This window comes from Limnofasciculus baicalensis BBK-W-15 (assembly GCF_024178385.1).
Lineage (GTDB): Bacteria > Cyanobacteriota > Cyanobacteriia > Cyanobacteriales > Coleofasciculaceae > Limnofasciculus > Limnofasciculus baicalensis.
In genome coordinates this window covers 1-16,925 of record NZ_JAMZMM010000109.1, presented here as the reverse complement: position 1 = coordinate 16,925, position 16,925 = coordinate 1, and the positions used below count along the sequence as shown (strand labels likewise).

At 42.9% G+C, this 16,925-nt stretch carries 14 protein-coding genes; 5 read left to right on the top strand and 9 right to left on the bottom strand.

Translation table 11 applies throughout. The annotated features are described in order from the left end of the window. Window positions 1-21: 21 nt before the first annotated feature. The gene (gene pds / locus NJ959_RS12740) at window positions 22-1,452 is read left to right on the top strand and encodes a 15-cis-phytoene desaturase (protein ID WP_254012131.1); all 1,431 of its coding nucleotides are present in this window, start codon (window positions 22-24) and stop codon (window positions 1,450-1,452) included. A 45-nt stretch (window positions 1,453-1,497) separates the two neighbouring features. After that, a complete protein-coding gene (gene crtB, locus NJ959_RS12735; RefSeq protein WP_254012130.1) occupies window positions 1,498-2,424 on the top strand; it encodes a 15-cis-phytoene synthase CrtB in 927 nt (308 codons plus the stop codon). 49 nt (window positions 2,425-2,473) lie between these two features. On the opposite strand, the gene NJ959_RS12730 is transcribed toward crtB, so the two are convergent. The 5 genes from NJ959_RS12730 to NJ959_RS12715 all read right to left on the bottom strand — a co-directional run bounded on the left by NJ959_RS12730 (window position 2,474) and on the right by NJ959_RS12715 (window position 8,343). Further along, window positions 2,474-3,034, bottom strand: a complete 561-nt coding sequence (locus NJ959_RS12730) for a DUF4126 domain-containing protein (protein WP_254012129.1) — start codon at window positions 3,032-3,034, stop codon at window positions 2,474-2,476. A 298-nt stretch (window positions 3,035-3,332) separates the two neighbouring features. Then, window positions 3,333-6,623, bottom strand: a complete 3,291-nt coding sequence (locus NJ959_RS12725; RefSeq protein WP_254012128.1) for a ligand-binding sensor domain-containing protein — start codon at window positions 6,621-6,623, stop codon at window positions 3,333-3,335. Window positions 6,624-6,691: 68 nt separating this feature from the next. Continuing rightward, window positions 6,692-6,826 carry a hypothetical protein gene (locus tag NJ959_RS30165; protein WP_256529113.1) on the bottom strand — a complete coding sequence of 45 codons (135 nt, stop codon included), beginning with the start codon at window positions 6,824-6,826 and terminating at the stop codon, window positions 6,692-6,694. Window positions 6,827-7,214: 388 nt separating this feature from the next. Beyond that, entirely contained in the window at window positions 7,215-7,541 is a 327-nt protein-coding gene (locus tag NJ959_RS12720) for a hypothetical protein (protein ID WP_254012127.1), read from the bottom strand. Window positions 7,542-7,833: 292 nt separating this feature from the next. Further along, a complete protein-coding gene (locus NJ959_RS12715) occupies window positions 7,834-8,343 on the bottom strand; it encodes a hypothetical protein (protein ID WP_254012126.1) in 510 nt (169 codons plus the stop codon). Between the two features lie 542 nt (window positions 8,344-8,885). Between NJ959_RS12715 and NJ959_RS12710 the strand changes: the two genes are divergently transcribed. Continuing rightward, window positions 8,886-10,742 carry a glycoside hydrolase family 10-like protein gene (locus NJ959_RS12710; RefSeq protein ID WP_254012125.1) on the top strand — a complete coding sequence of 619 codons (1,857 nt, stop codon included), beginning with the start codon at window positions 8,886-8,888 and terminating at the stop codon, window positions 10,740-10,742. 87 nt (window positions 10,743-10,829) lie between these two features. Here NJ959_RS12710 and NJ959_RS12705 read toward each other — a convergent pair whose 3' ends face one another. From NJ959_RS12705 to NJ959_RS12695, 3 genes are all read right to left on the bottom strand, one after another. Further along, window positions 10,830-11,255 (bottom strand): DUF8738 domain-containing protein, encoded by a 426-nt coding sequence (locus NJ959_RS12705; protein ID WP_254012124.1) that lies wholly within the window; start codon window positions 11,253-11,255, stop codon window positions 10,830-10,832. A gap of 382 nt (window positions 11,256-11,637) precedes the next feature. After that, window positions 11,638-12,360 (bottom strand): hypothetical protein, encoded by a 723-nt coding sequence (locus tag NJ959_RS12700; RefSeq protein WP_254012123.1) that lies wholly within the window; start codon window positions 12,358-12,360, stop codon window positions 11,638-11,640. A gap of 550 nt (window positions 12,361-12,910) precedes the next feature. Further along, the gene (locus tag NJ959_RS12695; protein WP_256529112.1) at window positions 12,911-13,819 is read right to left on the bottom strand and encodes a CoB--CoM heterodisulfide reductase iron-sulfur subunit B family protein; all 909 of its coding nucleotides are present in this window, start codon (window positions 13,817-13,819) and stop codon (window positions 12,911-12,913) included. A gap of 324 nt (window positions 13,820-14,143) precedes the next feature. Between NJ959_RS12695 and NJ959_RS12690 the strand changes: the two genes are divergently transcribed. Together NJ959_RS12690 and NJ959_RS12685 are read left to right on the top strand one after the other, a co-directional pair. Beyond that, window positions 14,144-14,632, top strand: a complete 489-nt coding sequence (locus NJ959_RS12690) for a salt stress protein, Slr1339 family (RefSeq protein WP_254012122.1) — start codon at window positions 14,144-14,146, stop codon at window positions 14,630-14,632. 68 nt (window positions 14,633-14,700) lie between these two features. Then, window positions 14,701-15,042, top strand: coding sequence for a hypothetical protein (locus tag NJ959_RS12685; protein WP_254012121.1), 342 nt, complete (start codon window positions 14,701-14,703; stop codon window positions 15,040-15,042). A gap of 199 nt (window positions 15,043-15,241) precedes the next feature. Here the strand turns inward: NJ959_RS12685 and NJ959_RS12680 are convergent, their stop codons facing one another. Beyond that, window positions 15,242-16,798, bottom strand: coding sequence for a YifB family Mg chelatase-like AAA ATPase (locus tag NJ959_RS12680; RefSeq protein ID WP_254012120.1), 1,557 nt, complete (start codon window positions 16,796-16,798; stop codon window positions 15,242-15,244). Window positions 16,799-16,925 lie beyond the last annotated feature (127 nt).

Genomic DNA, 16,925 nt, shown 5'->3' with positions numbered 1-16,925 from the left:
TTTTTAGAGTAGTACTATCACATGCGAGTTGCGATCGCTGGAGCGGGTTTAGCAGGACTTTCCTGCGCAAAATACCTCACAGACGCGGGTCATACCCCAATTATCCTAGAACGTCGAAACGTTTTAGGAGGGAAAGTTGCCGCTTGGAAAGACGAAGACGGGGACTGGTACGAAACGGGTTTGCACATCTTCTTCGGTGCTTATCCGAATATGCTGCAACTGTTTAAAGAATTAGACATCGAAGAGCGGTTGCAGTGGAAAGATCATACAATGATCTTCAATCAGCCAGAGAAACCCGGTACTTACTCCCGGTTCGATTTTCCGGATTTACCTGCTCCAGTTAACGGTCTTATCGCAATTCTGCGTAATAATGACATGCTAACTTGGCCAGAGAAGATTCGCTTTGGTCTGGGTTTAATTCCGGCGATAATTCAGGGACAGAAGTATGTCGAGGAGATGGACAAGTATTCCTTCTCTGAGTGGCTGAAGCGGCAAAATGTGCCACCGCGAGTCGAGAAGCAAGTTTTCATTGCCATGTCGAAGGCGCTGAACTTTATTAACCCCGATGAACTTTCAGCAACAGTAGTCTTAACTGCCTTGAATCGCTTCCTTCAGGAAAAAAATGGTTCTAAAATGGCATTCCTTGATGGTGCCCCCACCGAGCGACTCTGCCAACCTCTAGTAGACTATATTACCGAACGGGGCGGAGAAGTCCGATTGAATGCGCCTTTGCAAGAATTTTTGCTCAATTCAGATGGTACAGTCAGAGGATTCCAGCTTCAGGGAGTCAATGGTGCAGCAAAAGAAGTATTGACAGCCGATGCTTACGTGTCAGCCATGCCAGTCGATCCCTTAAAGTTAATGCTACCCGAAGCTTGGGAGAAAATGGATTTCTTCAAACAGCTTAATGGGTTAGAGGGAGTCCCGGTGATTAACGTTCACCTCTGGTTTGACCGTAAACTAACAGATATCGACCATCTTTTATTTTCACGCTCGCCCCTCCTCAGTGTCTATGCCGACATGAGCAATACCTGTCGGGAATATGCCAACCCCAATCGCTCAATGCTGGAATTAGTCTTAGCACCTGCCAAAGATTGGATTGGTAAATCTGATGAAGATATAGTAGCTGCCACGATAATCGAGCTAGAAAAACTATTTCCCAATCATTTTGGTTCAGATAACCCCGCAAAACTGATAAAATATCACGTTGTCAAGACTCCACGTTCTGTTTATAAAGCAACCCCAGGACGACAACAGTACCGTCCCTCCCAAGAAACGCCCATCGCCAATTTTTATCTAACTGGCGATTACACCATGCAACGTTATCTCGCGAGTATGGAAGGTGCCGTACTTTCTGGTAAGCTGACAGCGCAGGCGATCGCAAGGAGTCAGGCTCAAGGCGTTAGTCGCCAGGAATCAGAAACTAAATTAGTTTCTACTCCAACCCCCTAGTCCCTAGCCCCTAGTCCCTAGTCCCTAGCTTCCCACCTGCAACGAATGCTTCAACTGCCTAAACCTCCACTCATGAGAAAGTTGGCCTCCCAGTCTGACGCTTACGAAATCTGTCGTCAGATTACGGCAAAATACGCCAAAACGTTTTATCTGGCAACATGGTTAATGCCAGCACAGAAACGTCGCGCCATCTGGGCAATATATGTTTGGTGTCGGCGGACTGACGAATTGGTAGACGGTCCCCAAGCTCGCTTAACCACAACAGAAACCCTGGATAGGTGGGAAAAACAACTGGAATCCGTCTTCGCCGGGGAACCAGTAGATGACACCGATGTCGCTTTAGTCGATACACTGGAACGATTCCCCATGGATATTAATCCATTTCGGGATATGATTGCAGGTCAGCGGATGGATTTACACCGCAGTCGCTATGAAACTTTTGAAGAGTTAAAGCTCTATTGTTATAGAGTAGCTGGAACTGTAGGATTAATGACTAGTCCGGTTCTGGGTTTAGATTGCTCTTGGGGGAAAACGCCATGGAATTCTCCTAATGCGAACAACCCGATGGAAGAAGCGATCGCACTGGGAATCGCCAAGCAGTTGACAAATATCCTCCGAGATGTTGGAGAAGATGCCCAGCGAGGACGAATTTACCTGCCTTTAGAAGATTTGGCTATGTTTAACTATACTGAGGCAGATTTATTTAATGGAGTTGTAGACGAAAGGTGGCAAGAATTGATGCGGTTTCAAATTCAACGCGCCCATAACTTCTACACCCAAGCAGAAAAGGCGATTGGGTTACTATGTCGCGATTCTCGTTGGCCAGTTTGGGCGGCGACGATGCTTTACAAAGGTATTCTAGATGTGATTGAACGAAATCAATATGATGTCTTCCATCAAAGAGCCTATGTTCCCACCCCTCGCAAGTTACTCCATTTACCCGTGGCATGGCTAAGAGCGCAAGCCCTTTAAAATATTGGGAGCCGTCTGATTCGTAGGGTGCGTTATGTAACGCACCCTACTATCTATCTGGCTTTTGACTTTTACTATACCAGCGATGCCAATGTCCAGAGCTGCGAATTGCCAGCCATAATAGTAGTAAAGCGATTAATCCTCCCTGCTGAGGGGCATCAAAGGCAAATATCACCAAAGCAACACACAAAATATCCTGAAGAGAGACTAACCAGATAGGCAAACCCCGCAACCGATAAAACCAGCCAACCTGGACAAGCTGAAGCACAAAAGCAAATAAACTGCTAACTATACCGCATATCCAGATAAATGGAGTAGGGGCTTCAGCAAACCTAGCCACAGCAATCCCCATAATTGCTCCCACAACTGGACTAAATAGGAGTTGGAAAACCTGTAATACCCTCTGCCCGAGCAGCTTTTTGGAGGCAAATAGTTCAAAAAGTGACCAACTAGTTAAGATACAGAGCAAGACGAAGGGATCAATGTGAGATAGGAGGGGGATTTGATACCAGAGGTTGTCACTTTGCAACAAGCCAATAACCAACAGAGGCAGAGCAATCCTCATACCTGCTGCTGCCGCCACTGAGAGTACGGCTAGGATTTCCATCATTGTTGCAATGTGTCAGAATGAGTACAACTGATTGAATTACTCCCACCCACAAAAATTAGCGATCGTTGTTGACTTAATCCAGTAATCAATAAAAGTATATCAAAAATAGTTAACTCAGATCAAGTCCGGCTTTGTTAAGATGGTTTGTAGTAGGCACTTTAGGGCCTGAGAATGCTCTATTGTAAAGCACTAAAGTCCTTACTACGAGCCTGTTTGTACAAGTCTGATGCTATCGGACATGATATCAGTGCAAGATCTCAGATATAGAGGACTCCCCACAAATACAATAGACTGATCGCTAAGACAATGGTAGAGTTACGGTAAAGATACTTCCTTTTCCAATCTCACTTTCTACAGTAATCTTACCCCCATGTACCTCTACACATTTCTTGACAAGGGATAGCCCCAATCCCGTCCCCTTGATATTACCAACATTAGCAGCTCGTTTAAAATCTTTAAACAAATTCTTTACTTCGTCAGGGGGAACACCAATACCATTATCTTTCACAGAAAAAACCGCTTCTCCATTGTGGCAAATTAGAGAAAATATAACATTGCCTCCCTCTGGAGAATATTTAATCGCATTAGATAGTAAATTCTCAAATATATGCCTCAATAGGTTGGTATCCATCTGAACATTACTACAAATACCATCAGTACTAAAGATGATATCGTGATTGGAAGATAAATTTTTCAAAGACTCTATAATTTCCTTGCAGAAAGCAATTACATCTATTGATGCAGGAGTGAATTCCAGTTGATCTTGTTCCACTTGAGTCATAAGTAGAACCTCATCTACAAGATGATTCATCTTGTAGATCCCCTGTTGAATACGTCCATGATACTTCAGTCGTTTATCCTCATGTAAGTTGTTACTATAGCGTTGCAGTATTTGTTCGGATGAGTGAATTATAGTCAGCGGTGTGCGGAATTCGTGGGTTACCCAAGAAATTAATCTAATGCGAAATTGATTAATTTCTTTTTCCTTCTTTAAAGCATTTTCTCTCATCTGCCACAATATACATCCAGAAACAGCAGCAGCTAATCCTAGGCAATAAATACAGTATGCCCACCAAGTTTTCCACGGTGGAGGAGTAATGTAGATATGGATAGCAGCACCTTCCTCATTCCAAACCTCATCATTATTAGAACCTTTCACCCGAAAGATATAATTCCCGCCATCAAGATTGGTGTAACTAGCATAGCGTCGAGTACCTGAGTAAATCCAATCTTCGTCAAATCCTTCTAATTTGTAAGCATACTGGTTTTTGGCAGGATTGGTATAGTCAAGAGCGGCAAATTGAAAACTGAAAAAGTTATCTTTGTAGGATAAATCGATCGCTGGATTGGTATAAATTGCTCCAGCCAGGGTGACTGGCTTTTCAAAGATTTTAAAATCGGTAATCGCAATCGTAGGAATGTGGGGATTATCTTTCACTTGTTCGGGATAAAAGCTATTAAAACCATTCAATCCCCCAAAAAATATCTCCCCTGTTTTACTTTTGAGATTGGCTTTCACCCCATCAAACTCATTACCCTGAAGTCCATCGCTGACATCATAATTTCTAAAAGTTTCAGTTTCCGGATTAAATTTGGATAATCCTTTCCCAGTACTTAACCAAAGATTTCCTTCATCATCTGGTAGAATGCCAATTACCGAATTGTTGGGTAAACCCTCGGCTACTGTGTAATGGGTAAAGGTTTCGGTAGCGATATCGAACTTATCAAGTCCACCACCAAAAGTACCAATCCAAAGTGTTCCTGTTGGATATTCATAGATAGCATCAATCCGGTTATAACTCAGGCTGTTAGAATTATTTGGATCGTGTAGATATTGAGTAAATTTATCAGTCTCTCGATTAAATTTATTAAGCCCACCTGTGCCATAACCCCCAGCCCAGAGTCTCCCAGATCTGTCTTCATAAATTACCCAGACATTATTATCACTCAAGCTATTGAGATCTTTCTGATCGTGAGTGTAATGGGTAAATATTCCAGTTTCCCGATCTAATTTGTTAAGTCCACCACTAAACGTACCAATCCAGAGATTGCCTAAACGATCTTCATGGATTGATGCGACGGTATTGTCATTCAAGCTATTTGGGTTATTAGGATCGTAGGTATAGTGAGTAAATGTCCCAGTTTCACGATCGAACTTATCCAATCCACCGCCAAAAGTACCAACCCAGAAATTCCCATTTTTATCTTCGTAAATTGACCAAACATTGTTACTACTTAGGCTATTTAAGTTGTTGGGATCGTGGGTGTAATGGGTAAAGGTTCCGGTTTGGCGATCCAAGGAATCGATTCCGTTTTCTGCCGTACTAATCCAGATTAAACCAGCCTTGTCTTCAATAATTGACATGATATGATTCCCACTCAAGCTATTGGGATTAGCTGGATCATTTTTATAATGGATAAATTTTGCGTCTTTTGTGTCTAAAGTATTAATCCCACTCATAGCAGTACCAATCCACAGGAGTTCCGACTTGTCTTTCCAGATAGAGATAACTAAATTCTCACTCAAGCTATTGGGATGATCTGGATCTACAGTGTAATGAGTAAACTCTTCTGTTTTTGGGTCAAACTTATCCAGCCCTTTACCATAAGACTTCCCATACCAGCTTGTTGTGGCTAGCCAGAGATTACCAAAACGATCTTCAGCAATACTATTGACGGTATTGTTATTCAAACTATTCGGGTTATCTGGATTCTTTTGGTAGTGGGTAAATTCTCCGGTTTCCCGGTTTAGTTTGTTGAGTCCCCCACCATTTGTCCCAATCCAAAGCTGATTAGCTCGATCTTCATAAATTGATAAAACATAATCGTTACTCAAGCTGTTTGGGTTGGAGGGATTATAAGTATAACGAGTAAATTGCCCAGTTTCCCGATTGAGTTTGTTGAGTCCCCCGCCATTTGTCCCAATCCAGAGGTTTCCCAATGTATCTTCATAAATAGAAGATACGCTATCGTTTCCTAAGCTATGAGAATCTTCCGGGTTGTATTTGTAACGAGTAAAATCCTCAGTTTCAGGGTGAAACTGATTAAGCCCACCGCCATCTGTACCAATCCACAGCGTACCCAATTTGTCTTGATAGATTGACAAGACACGATTCGCCCCTAAGCTATTTGGGTTATCGGAGTCATACTTGTAATGGGTAAACTGCTCAGTTTTGCGGTTGAATTTGTTGAATCCCCCACTATCTGTACCAATCCAGAGGTTACCTGACTTATCCTCATAAATTGAAGCAACGAAATTATCGGATAAGGAATTAGGATTGCCCTCTTTGTATTTATAGACTGTAAAATTATATCCGTCATACTTATTTAGCCCATCCTGCGTGCCAAACCACATAAAACCTTGACTGTCTTGGAAGATGCAGCTTATACCACTTTGAGATAATCCCTCGTCAACGGTGATATGCCCAAACTGAATAGTCTCTGCTGCAGCATAGACGTTTGAGGGTAGGATCGGGACTAGGGAGATAGTCAGGATCAGGGTTAAGACTATGCTTTTGAGCCATTCTAGGGTTTTCTCACTGATGATCCGGTGTAGAAAGGGCAAAGATAACGAGATGCGCAAGCCCATAAATTCTTAATTCCGACTTACATACTGCACCAGTCTAGTCTCTAGATTTCAGATCCGCCAGGGGTAAATTACTGAATTAGTTCCGTGCTTGTATTACATACTGTATGACGAGTATGGCTTGCTTTACCAGCCTTACCAGATACAGGCGAGACATCTGTATTACGGATTGCGGCGGTTTTCAAGTGAGTGAGGTGCAGCACCATTCTCAATAACTGTAGGGTGCGTTATGTAACGCACCCTACTATATATAGAGTTTAGTGACAGATTTTGCGTAAGTCCTGCAAATCCCACAGCAGATTCAACAACATTGCCCACCGTATAGATTTCTACAGAGAAACCCGGTTTCTTGAAGAAACCGGGTTTCTGAGGTGTAGTAATTGAGACATGACTTACGCAAAGCCTCCATCTGTAGAATGCGTTATGGGAAGCTAACGGACGATCCCCACTATAAGTAGCATCGCTGTGTAAATCCTGTTTCTATAAAAATGGACTGAGCCACGCCCAGCCTCATAGAAAAGGAATTTATAATTTTAATTTCTTACCTATTAATTTTCTATCCAGCACCAGTAACTGAAGTATATGGGAGGGATATTAAAGGCAACCGACGAACTCAGAGTCATTCTGAGTATTCCAAGAGTGGATTGCTCGATCTGTGATTCCAGTGAGTTTAGTACCCAGGTTAATTTCATATACCACCTCACCTTCGGCACTATCAGCGACACTTTTCAGCATTCCTACTAAAGTGTTTTCACGGATACTGAATTCTACATCACTAGGAATAGTCAACCCGTTTTCTGCCAATACTTCATTAGTATTAGAGAGAAATCTTGCCTTAAATTCTTCGTCTAACCATGTCTTAGCAATAATTTTGGATAAGGCTTTTTCAGCTTCGGGGCGGTTTTGTAGTAGTACAGTCATGATGGTTTAGTCTCTGATGTATTTCGATTTGTTACTGAGTATCAAAGTAAAACATTTCCGTAGATACCACATCGGTGGAAGTACACTCAGTAAAAATACGGAGATTCTGCCCAGATGGGGGATATCTCCGTGAAAACTCGGTTAGGGAATTGGGAATTGGGAATAGCAAATGGGGAATGGGAAATATCAGTCACCCACAAATAACCCATCCGTTATCCCCCACCCCACCCATAGACACAGCTACCCACAAACAACCCATCCGCTGCCACTGCCCATTTTCAAAACAGGTATATTAAACAACGATCGCAGTCAACTCACATTCAACGGTGCGATTGTCATGAATCTCTAACCTAATCGGGTTAGCTGCCCAACTCTTAAAATCGGGTGCTAGTCGAATCAGCTTTTGCAAAATCCCATCATCTATCCACAACACCAAGGGGAAGGGAAACTGTTTGCGAAACTCATCCCGCACTAGGTTAGCCGCACTTAATACCGGATCGATTGCCACAAGCGACTCTAGCCCAAAGACAATTAATGCCGGGGGGGGTGGCTCCTCAATTGCTGAGAGGATAGTGCCCAAAAGGGTATCAATTTGTGAATTGAGAATTATCCCCTGAATGGGGATTGAGGAGACTTCTCGTAACTCATTCACAATTTGTAGCGGTTGGGGTGAACCCTTGCAGCATACCAAAATCAGCGAGAATTGATTCTGAGACATGGCAATTACTCTGGCAAGCCTTTTGAGCGATTGCCTGTTGTGTCTGCCGAAATCTTGATCGTCTAAGCCAGACTGTTGACTCATCAGAAAATACCAAGTGTCTTTCTAATTGACTTTTTATGTACTAATGTTTCTTTTATTGGTCTTAATTTATCATTTTTGGGGTTTCACTTAACTTTTCTTTAGCCTTGGCAATCCTTACTGATTAAGGATTCCCTCCTGTAACCTGCCATAAGACAACAACTCCTCACCCTAAAAATCCCCAATACCGTAATAAAACTTAATAGGTTAAGCTAGATCCACAAATATAAGACTTACGCGGAAACTGGGTTTCTTTACGGAATACGTCGTTTCAGCCTTGAGTCTAAATCCAGAAACCGGGAAGATTGGTGAAAGTGGGTTTGTCCTAAAAAGGAGACTTTTGCAATATGCAAAAAGTTTCCTAGCGCTTTACAGAGGATAGGGGATGGGGAGAATTATTCCCATTCGGCAGCTTTGCTCCCCTCGCCTGGTAGGAGAGGGGTTGGGGGAGAGGTTATACTCCCATCTTTCCCGATTCGCTCAAAATGCTGGCGACAATAATTTAAGTGCGTGTATTGTGTATTTTGTCTATTTGCTATCTTCTGATGAAACAATTTCTCAAAAATGCTTTTACAGCCTTTGCAGATGGGCTAGTCTCTTTTAGCCGCGCTTTTGGCCGTCAAGTTTGGTATCTACTCCTCTGTATTGTCAGTGCGATCGCAGTAATTTGGCAACCTACAGCGGTTTACTCCCAAACCCAGTTTAACGATATCCAGGGACATTGGGCAGAATCTTGCATCCAACAACTAGCCCAACAACGAATTATTACTGGCTACCCAGATGGTAGCTTTAAGCCGAATGCAGCAGTTACCAGGGCTGAGTTTGCCACACTAATTGGTAAGGCATTCCCCAATACCGCAGTAGTAAGGAATGGTGGCAAATTTGCTGATGTGTCAACGGGGTACTGGGCTTTTGAGGCGATTCGTAAGGCATATCAAACTGGATTTCTCGCTGGTTATCCCGGTGGTGTCTTCCAGCCGCAGCGTAATATTCCTCGTGTAGAAGCATTGGTGTCTTTGGCAAGTGGATTAAAATATATCCCCACTCAACCGACTTTAGATACATTGAATGGAGCCTTTGCTGATGCTGCTAAAATTCCAGAATATTCCAAAAGTGCGATCGCGGCTGCTATCGAAAAGCAACTTGTAGTCAATTATCCCAATGTGCGGCAATTAAACCCCGCCCAACTAGCAAGTCGAGGTGATGTGGCTGCCTTTTTGTGTCAAGCGACTCAAAAAACTGGTTTAGTGGCTTCCCAATATATTGCCAAAGTAGAGACTCAAACACCTGGAAATGCTCAATCTGAATTACGGGGAGTATGGCTCACTAATATTGATAGCAATGTTTTATTTTCTAGTCAAGGTATCACTGACTCCAGCCAACGCCTACAAAAACTAAATTTTAATACCATCTATCCTACTGTCTGGAATTGGGGCTATACCCTCTACCCTAGTAAAGTAGCAGAAAAAGTTACCGGAAGTGCCGTGCGCTTAGTCACACCTATCGATGAATCCCTAAATCCAGATTTTGGCACAAAAGGGCGCGATATGCTCAAAGAAATTATCGCGCAAGGGCATCAAAAAGGGATGAGGGTGATTCCCTGGTTTGAATTTGGTTTCATGGCACCTGCTGACTCCGAGTTAGCCAAACGCCATCCCGATTGGCTCACCCAAAATGCCAAGGGCGATCGGATTAAAAAGGAAGGTAGCCACGAAAGAGTTTGGCTCAATCCCTTTAATCCTGAAGTACAGCAGTTTATCCAAGATTTAGTTATTGAAATTGTCAGTAACTACGATGTTGATGGGATTCAATTTGACGATCACTTTGGTTTGCCATCCGATTTGGGTTACGATCCCTTTACAGTTAAATTATACCAACAAGAACACCAGGGTAAGTCTCCTCCCACCGATCCTCAAGATTCAGAATGGGTACGTTGGCGGGCTAACAAGATTACTGATTATCTAACACGGGTATTCCGGGCTATTAAAGATCGCAAACCTACTGTTATTATCTCTATTTCTCCTAATCCTCAGCGTTTTTCTTACGACTTTTTTCTGGCTGATTGGGAAACTTGGGAAAGACGAGGTTTAGTGGAAGAATTGATTGTTCAGATTTATCGCAATGATTTCAATGTTTTTGTCTCAGAATTAGAGAAACCAGAAGTTAAAGTAGCTCGCAGTCATATTCCGGTGGGAATTGGTATTTTAACTGGTTTAAAAGATAAACCGATTGCTTTTTCTCAAATTAAACAGCAAGTTGAGGCGGTGCGACAGCGAGGATTTGCGGGAGTATCTTTTTTCTTCTATGAGACGCTGTGGAATAATGCGCCAGAATCTTCACAACAACGTCAGTTGGCGTTTGAGTCTCTTTTTCCTGTGCCAGTGAAATCGCCTGAAATTTGAGTAGGTGTGGCAGCGGATGGGTTATTTGTGGGTGGCTGATATTCCCTACTCCCTACTCCCCATTCCCTATTCCCTATTCCCCATTCCCTATTCCCTCATACTCCTCTCTAACTCGATCGCATTACCTGATGTATCAGTACGATAAATCCAGCGTTGCTCCCTACTCGCAACCGCAACATGCCAGCCGGGAATGGGCATCTTCGTACAAGAAACTCCAGGTTTGCCTAAATCTAGACACTGATTTGACCAAGTTTTCTGCTGAATATCGATCAGGTGGAGATCGGAAATGGGCAACTTTGCCTCCTCTGCTGCTTTCTCCAAGACGGCATTACCCACAACTTCTGAAAATGGAGTCTCAGCCTGGAATATTGGCATTCTCTTATTTGGCGATCTATTATCCACGCAGAAAGCTAAGATAACTGTAAATGCTAGTGCCTGAAGGAGCAGACGGGGCTGAATCGCTTTATTTTCAATAGTTGTACTTTCAAAGGAAGTATTTTTTAGATCGTCCATAGCAACTCTCGCCAGTGAGGGCTTTGATCGGATAATGTTTCAATAATTAGTAGATAACAGCACCCCAATACCGAGTTGATCCGGAAACATTAAAAAATTGTTCCCGATGGCAAGATTTATTAATACTTTTGCCAATTAGAAATTTGTTCTGCAAGTAGTTTTTTATTGCAGAACATGTGAATTTTTGTCTGTCCCCCAGTCCGGGGGTAAGTTTTTATGTCTTATACTGACATATTAATGATATCAAGGCAGAATTTATTCTGCAACTGCCTTATGCCTACCTACTCATTATACCAAATATTATATCCAATATTAATATCCTGAAAAAGGGGAAGAGGTTAGATTATTACCTCTAACCCCTCACATCTAACCTCTCACCTCCCTAGGAAGCTTTCTCCAACAGACTCGCGCGAGTACATCCCCGATTCCATGTCCACTTGGGCATGGAATCGCGGGGATTGTATTGTACCCAGGCGTTGCCATCGTTGTCGTGATACAAATTCGCAATTTCTGCGATCGCAATACCTCCCCAAGGCGCTTTTACCTTAATCGGATCTCCTACTTTGAAGACTTCACCTGCCTGATTGCTGATTTCGACAAGAGTTTTTCTAGGTTGAATGTCTATTACCTGTGGTTTTTTCTTCAACTGGATAAATTCAGTTGGTGCAGCCGATATTGAGCGAGATGCTTCTTTTGCTACAACAACAGGTGTTGCTTCTGGTGGTATTGAACGAGATGGTTTTTTTGCGACAATAACAGGAGTCGCTTCTGGTGGTGCTTCCGATGATACTTCTTTTTCTACGGCAACAGGTGTCGCTGCTGGTGGCGCTTCCGATGATACTTCTTTTTCTACGGCAATAGGTGGCGCTTCCGATGATACTTCTTTTTCTACGGCAACAGGTGTCGCTGCTGTGGAAATTTCGGGTAACTCCTCAATCGGGAGGGTGCTAACCTCGATTGAAGCTTCTGTTGACTTCTCTACCTTTTCGGTTGACTGGGGTTTTTCTGATTCCAGTGTCTCTTCTGTTAGCGGGGTTGTTGCCGCCAGAGTGTCGAGATTGGTGAGGTCAAGTTTTTTACGGGATGTTGTTTTCTTGCGAACCATAGATGTCTGGTGGTAGTTGGCTTGGGATGGACTAAAGGTCAAATTTAGTTGATTGGGGGGCGTAACCCCTCACCCCCTAGCAATTAAATGGGGTTATATTAGCGGTCTGGGTGCATCTACTTTACCTAATCTACCAGGGAAAATCAGGATCTAAATCCAAAATAACTTTTTTATCCTTCCGAAGACAATCTTAGGTTGCTCTATCCTCTGATATCTTAGTCGCTATTTAACAAACCACTAAGACACTAAGACACTAAGGAACAGAGCGACAGTCTTCCACCGCAAAGAGAGTATACTCCGTTAATTTGGTTTTCAGATGAGTGACATCTCCTAATTAGGGAAAAAATAAAAAAAAACCGGGATCGGGGGTTGACGAAAAATATTTTTTTTGTTAAAATTAGATAATGGAAATCCGTGCGTCTATCAATGAAGGTCAATCCTCCCATTATGAAATTATAATACCACGGTTCCCCCGGGTTTGTCTAGAGACCTCAAAAAAAAGCCAATTTTGGCAATGTATCGCCAATAACCAATGACCGATGACCAATAACTAACGACCAATCAGCTCCAAAACAGGTTTGGTGGAAACAATATGTTTGCTTAAACCCAACTGTTGCGGAGAAATTCCCAATGCGAGGGAAACCAACTGTGGTAAATGGAGTACAGGCAATCCTAACTTCCGCCCAATTACCTTCTCCACTTCAGGTTGACGGGAATCGAGATTGAGATGGCATAAGGGACAAGGAGTGACGATACAATCAGCACCTGCATCAATAGCTTCCTGAATATGGCTTCCTGCCATCTTAAAAGATTGCTCAGTAGCATAGCTAGAAATAGGCCAACCGCAACATTGAGTGCGCCCTCGGTAATAAACGGGTGTCGCGCCAACCGCCCGAAACACGTTTTCCATCGATTCCGGTTGAAAGGGGTTATCGTAGGGAATAGATTTTTGTCCCCTGAGTAAATAACAGCCATAGAATGCAGCACATTTTAATCCTGCTAGCTTCCGGGTGACTCGTGCTTGTAGTGCTTCTAATCCGTAATCCGTAACTAGTGCCCACAGCAAATGCTTCACCTCGGTACTACCGCGATAAGGAGAACAGTTTTCTTTGCGAAGTAAGCCATTAATCTGTTCAATATAGGCGGTGTCTGTCTGTTGGAAGTCTTTTAATCGCTCATCTACATGACCAATTACTCCCTGACAGGTGCTGCAATGAGTTAAAAGTGGTAAATTCAGTTCTTCTGCTAGGGCGATATTGCGAGCATTCACCGTGTCTTCGAGGAGTTGGGAATCTTCCTTAAAGGTGCCGGAGCCGCAACAGGAGGCTTTTTTAAGTTCAATTAGTTCAATCCCTAGGGCTTGGGTTAAGGCGGCGGTGGATTGGTAAAGTTCCCGGCAGGCTCCTTGGGCGACGCATCCAGGAAAGTAGGCATATTTCAGGGTTTGAAACCGTATCATAAGCTATTGCGCATCTAAATTGAATAATTTAGCGACTGAAACCATTTGATGGCTTAGATCTGCCTGTAAAATTAAATGGGTAACAGCTTAAAAGCTATACACATCTGTACAAATATAATCATATAGACATCTTCCCACAGCTTATTGTAACCCATTGTAGAACAGGCGAGACACCTGTTCTACGAGTATGAATAGGATTTAGGGAGAAACTGGGAATATTCAGGAGAATAGGTCGTTTCCTAACCAGTCTAAGTCAAGAGGCATTAAGAATGTGTTATAATGTCTATTATTTAATATAATTTATCGAAACTGAGAGTCTGGCTTATGGAATCCATTGATGACTTATTAGCCCAGATAAAAGCTGAATATCAAGCACCAAAATCAACTCAACCTCCGAAAAAGAAGTCTATTTTGGATGAGGCAGAGTTTGCCAAGCCAACTTCAGGCTCTGGGAGTTATCAACCGCCGCCTCGTACCCAAACTTGGTTATCGCCTGCTGAGGAGAATTTGTTAGCTGACTTGAAGGCTGAGTTTAAACAGCAAGAGCAAGCTGAGGAAATTAAAAAACAGGAGCAAGTGCGCCAAGAGCAAGTGCGCCAAGAGGAGCAACTGCGAGAAGCACAACTGAGAAGTCAGCAGCGAGAGCAAAAACGCCGGGAAGCGCTAACCCAACAAGCGACTGAATGGCTGAAAAAATTAAATCCCAAGTCAGAGGAAGGGCTTTGGTTTGAGGAGTTTTCTTATAGTTATCCTTCTAAACTAGAGGCGGCGATTGATTATCTGCAAGCTTTGCGGGAAACTTCGATAGGCTGATGCCTATTCTAGTTGACTCCACACACGGTAGTATTGCGATTGAATGTCCTCTTAGAAAAATACCTTGAATGTTTGATATCTTATTTGAGTTTTCCCGCAGCAACTGTATCTCTATCTGTGGGTTTTTGGTTCCCGCTAACTTGCTATTGACTTTACAGACAATGGTGTTAGTGGCACTGTTTCGCCCTCAAGTAAAAATCCGACAAGCTGTTGTGGTGGCTTGTATCCCAGCGTTGGTGATGGTTTTTCATGTATTCACTTGGTTTGCGGCTGGGGTAGTCATGGCTCCAACGTTTATTCTATTGTGGCTGGCAAGTACTTGTCTGGTTATCAATTTCTGCGCGATCGCGTATCCTGAAAGTATGGCTCGTTTCCTCCGCAGTGGTTGGTCATTTGTGGTTGGTAATTAGTTGTTGGTTATTGGTTGTTGGTTGTTGGTTGTTGGTTGTTGGTTGTTTCCGGATTGTCGATTGCCGATTGCCGATTACCCATTCCCTAATAATAGTGTGGAGGGTGCGTTAGCTTTCGCATAACGCACCCTACAGATAGAAGATTTACTGAACAAAAAACAAAAAACAAATAACCAACAACAAATAACAAACAACCATTCTACTGCATTCGGTCAATGGTGCGGTATTGAATGGCTTCTGCAACATGGTGAGGTTGGAGATTTTCGTCGCCAGCGAGATCGGCGATGGTTCGTGCTACCTTAAGAATGCGATCGCTTGCTCTTGCTGAAAGTCCTAATTTTCTAATTGCGCCTTCTAGTAGATTCCGGGAAGTATCATCTAATTGACACCAGGTTTGGAGGTGACGACTTTGCATTTGGGCGTTGCAGCCTAGGGTTGCTTCCGAGGTGAAACGATGACGGGCACGCTCCCGTGCTAATTTTACCCTATCTCGCACCACGGCTGATTCTTCTGCAATTGGTTGTCGGGTAATTTCTTCTGGTTTCAGGCGATTTACTGCTACTTGTAGATCGATTCTATCCATTAATGGACCTGAAAGTTTAGCCCAATATTGTTCTCGTCCTTTTGGAGAACAGGTACATGGTTGAATTGTATCACCAAAGTAACCGCAAGGACAGGGATTTGTACTAGCAACTAGGGTAAACTGGGCGGGGAAAGTGACTGATTGCTTAGTGCGAGAAATAGTAACATATCCATCTTCTAAAGGTTGACGGAGAAATTCTAATACATCTCGCTTAAATTCGGTTAATTCATCGAGAAATAAAACACCTCGATGTGCCAGAGAAATTTCGCCTGGGCGAGGAAAGCTACCTCCACCTACCAGAGAAGGACCAGATGCTGAGTGATGAGGGCTGCGATAGGGACGTTCTGTACATAATACAGAGCCAGAGGAATTATTGATTAACATCCCTTTATTTTTTAATAATCCTGCTACTGAATGGATTTGGGTTACTTCTAAGGCTTCTTCAAAACTCAAAGGTGGTAAAATTCCCGGTAGTCGTCGTGCTAGCATAGTTTTTCCACTACCAGGAGGACCAACAAAAATTAAATTATGTCCGCCAGCAGCAGCAATTTCTAATGCGCGACGGGCATGAGATTGACCTTTAACTTCTTTAAGATCTAATTCGATAAAATTAGATTGGGACAATTCTTTTAATCCATCAATTTGCACGGGAGAAAAACGTTCTGGATTGTTCAAGAAGTCAGCAACTTCTGATAAATCCTTGAATCCATAAACGTCCAAATCTTTTACTACTGCTGCTTCTCGTACATTATCCACCGGAAGAATTAAACCAACAATCCCCAATCTTTTAGCAGCGGCTGCAATAGGTAATACTCCGGCAACTGGGCGCAAATTGCCATCCAGTGAAACTTCTCCTAAAAATAAATAATCACCCAACAAATCAGGATCTACTTGTTCGGATGCTGCCATAATTCCTACGGCAATAGGCAAATCAAAACTAGGTCCTTCTTTGCGCAAGTCAGCGGGGGCAAGATTGATAATAATTCTCTTGAGTGGAAAGGTAAATCCGGAATTTTTTAAAGCGGCTCTTACCCTTTCTCGTGATTCTTGAACAGCGGTATCAGGTAACCCGACAATTGTGACTCCGGGTAATCCGATAGAAACGTCTACTTCTACACCCACTTTGACAGCATCAATACCGACTATTGAAGCACTCCAAACTCTGGCAAGCATTTTTATATATTATAAGATTTAATTAGAATTATAATCTTTACTGTCTGGGGAATTTAACCGGGAAATTACTGAAATTGGGGAATGGCTAATGGCTAATTGCTAATTGTTAGATCTTTTAGCGTCAGTC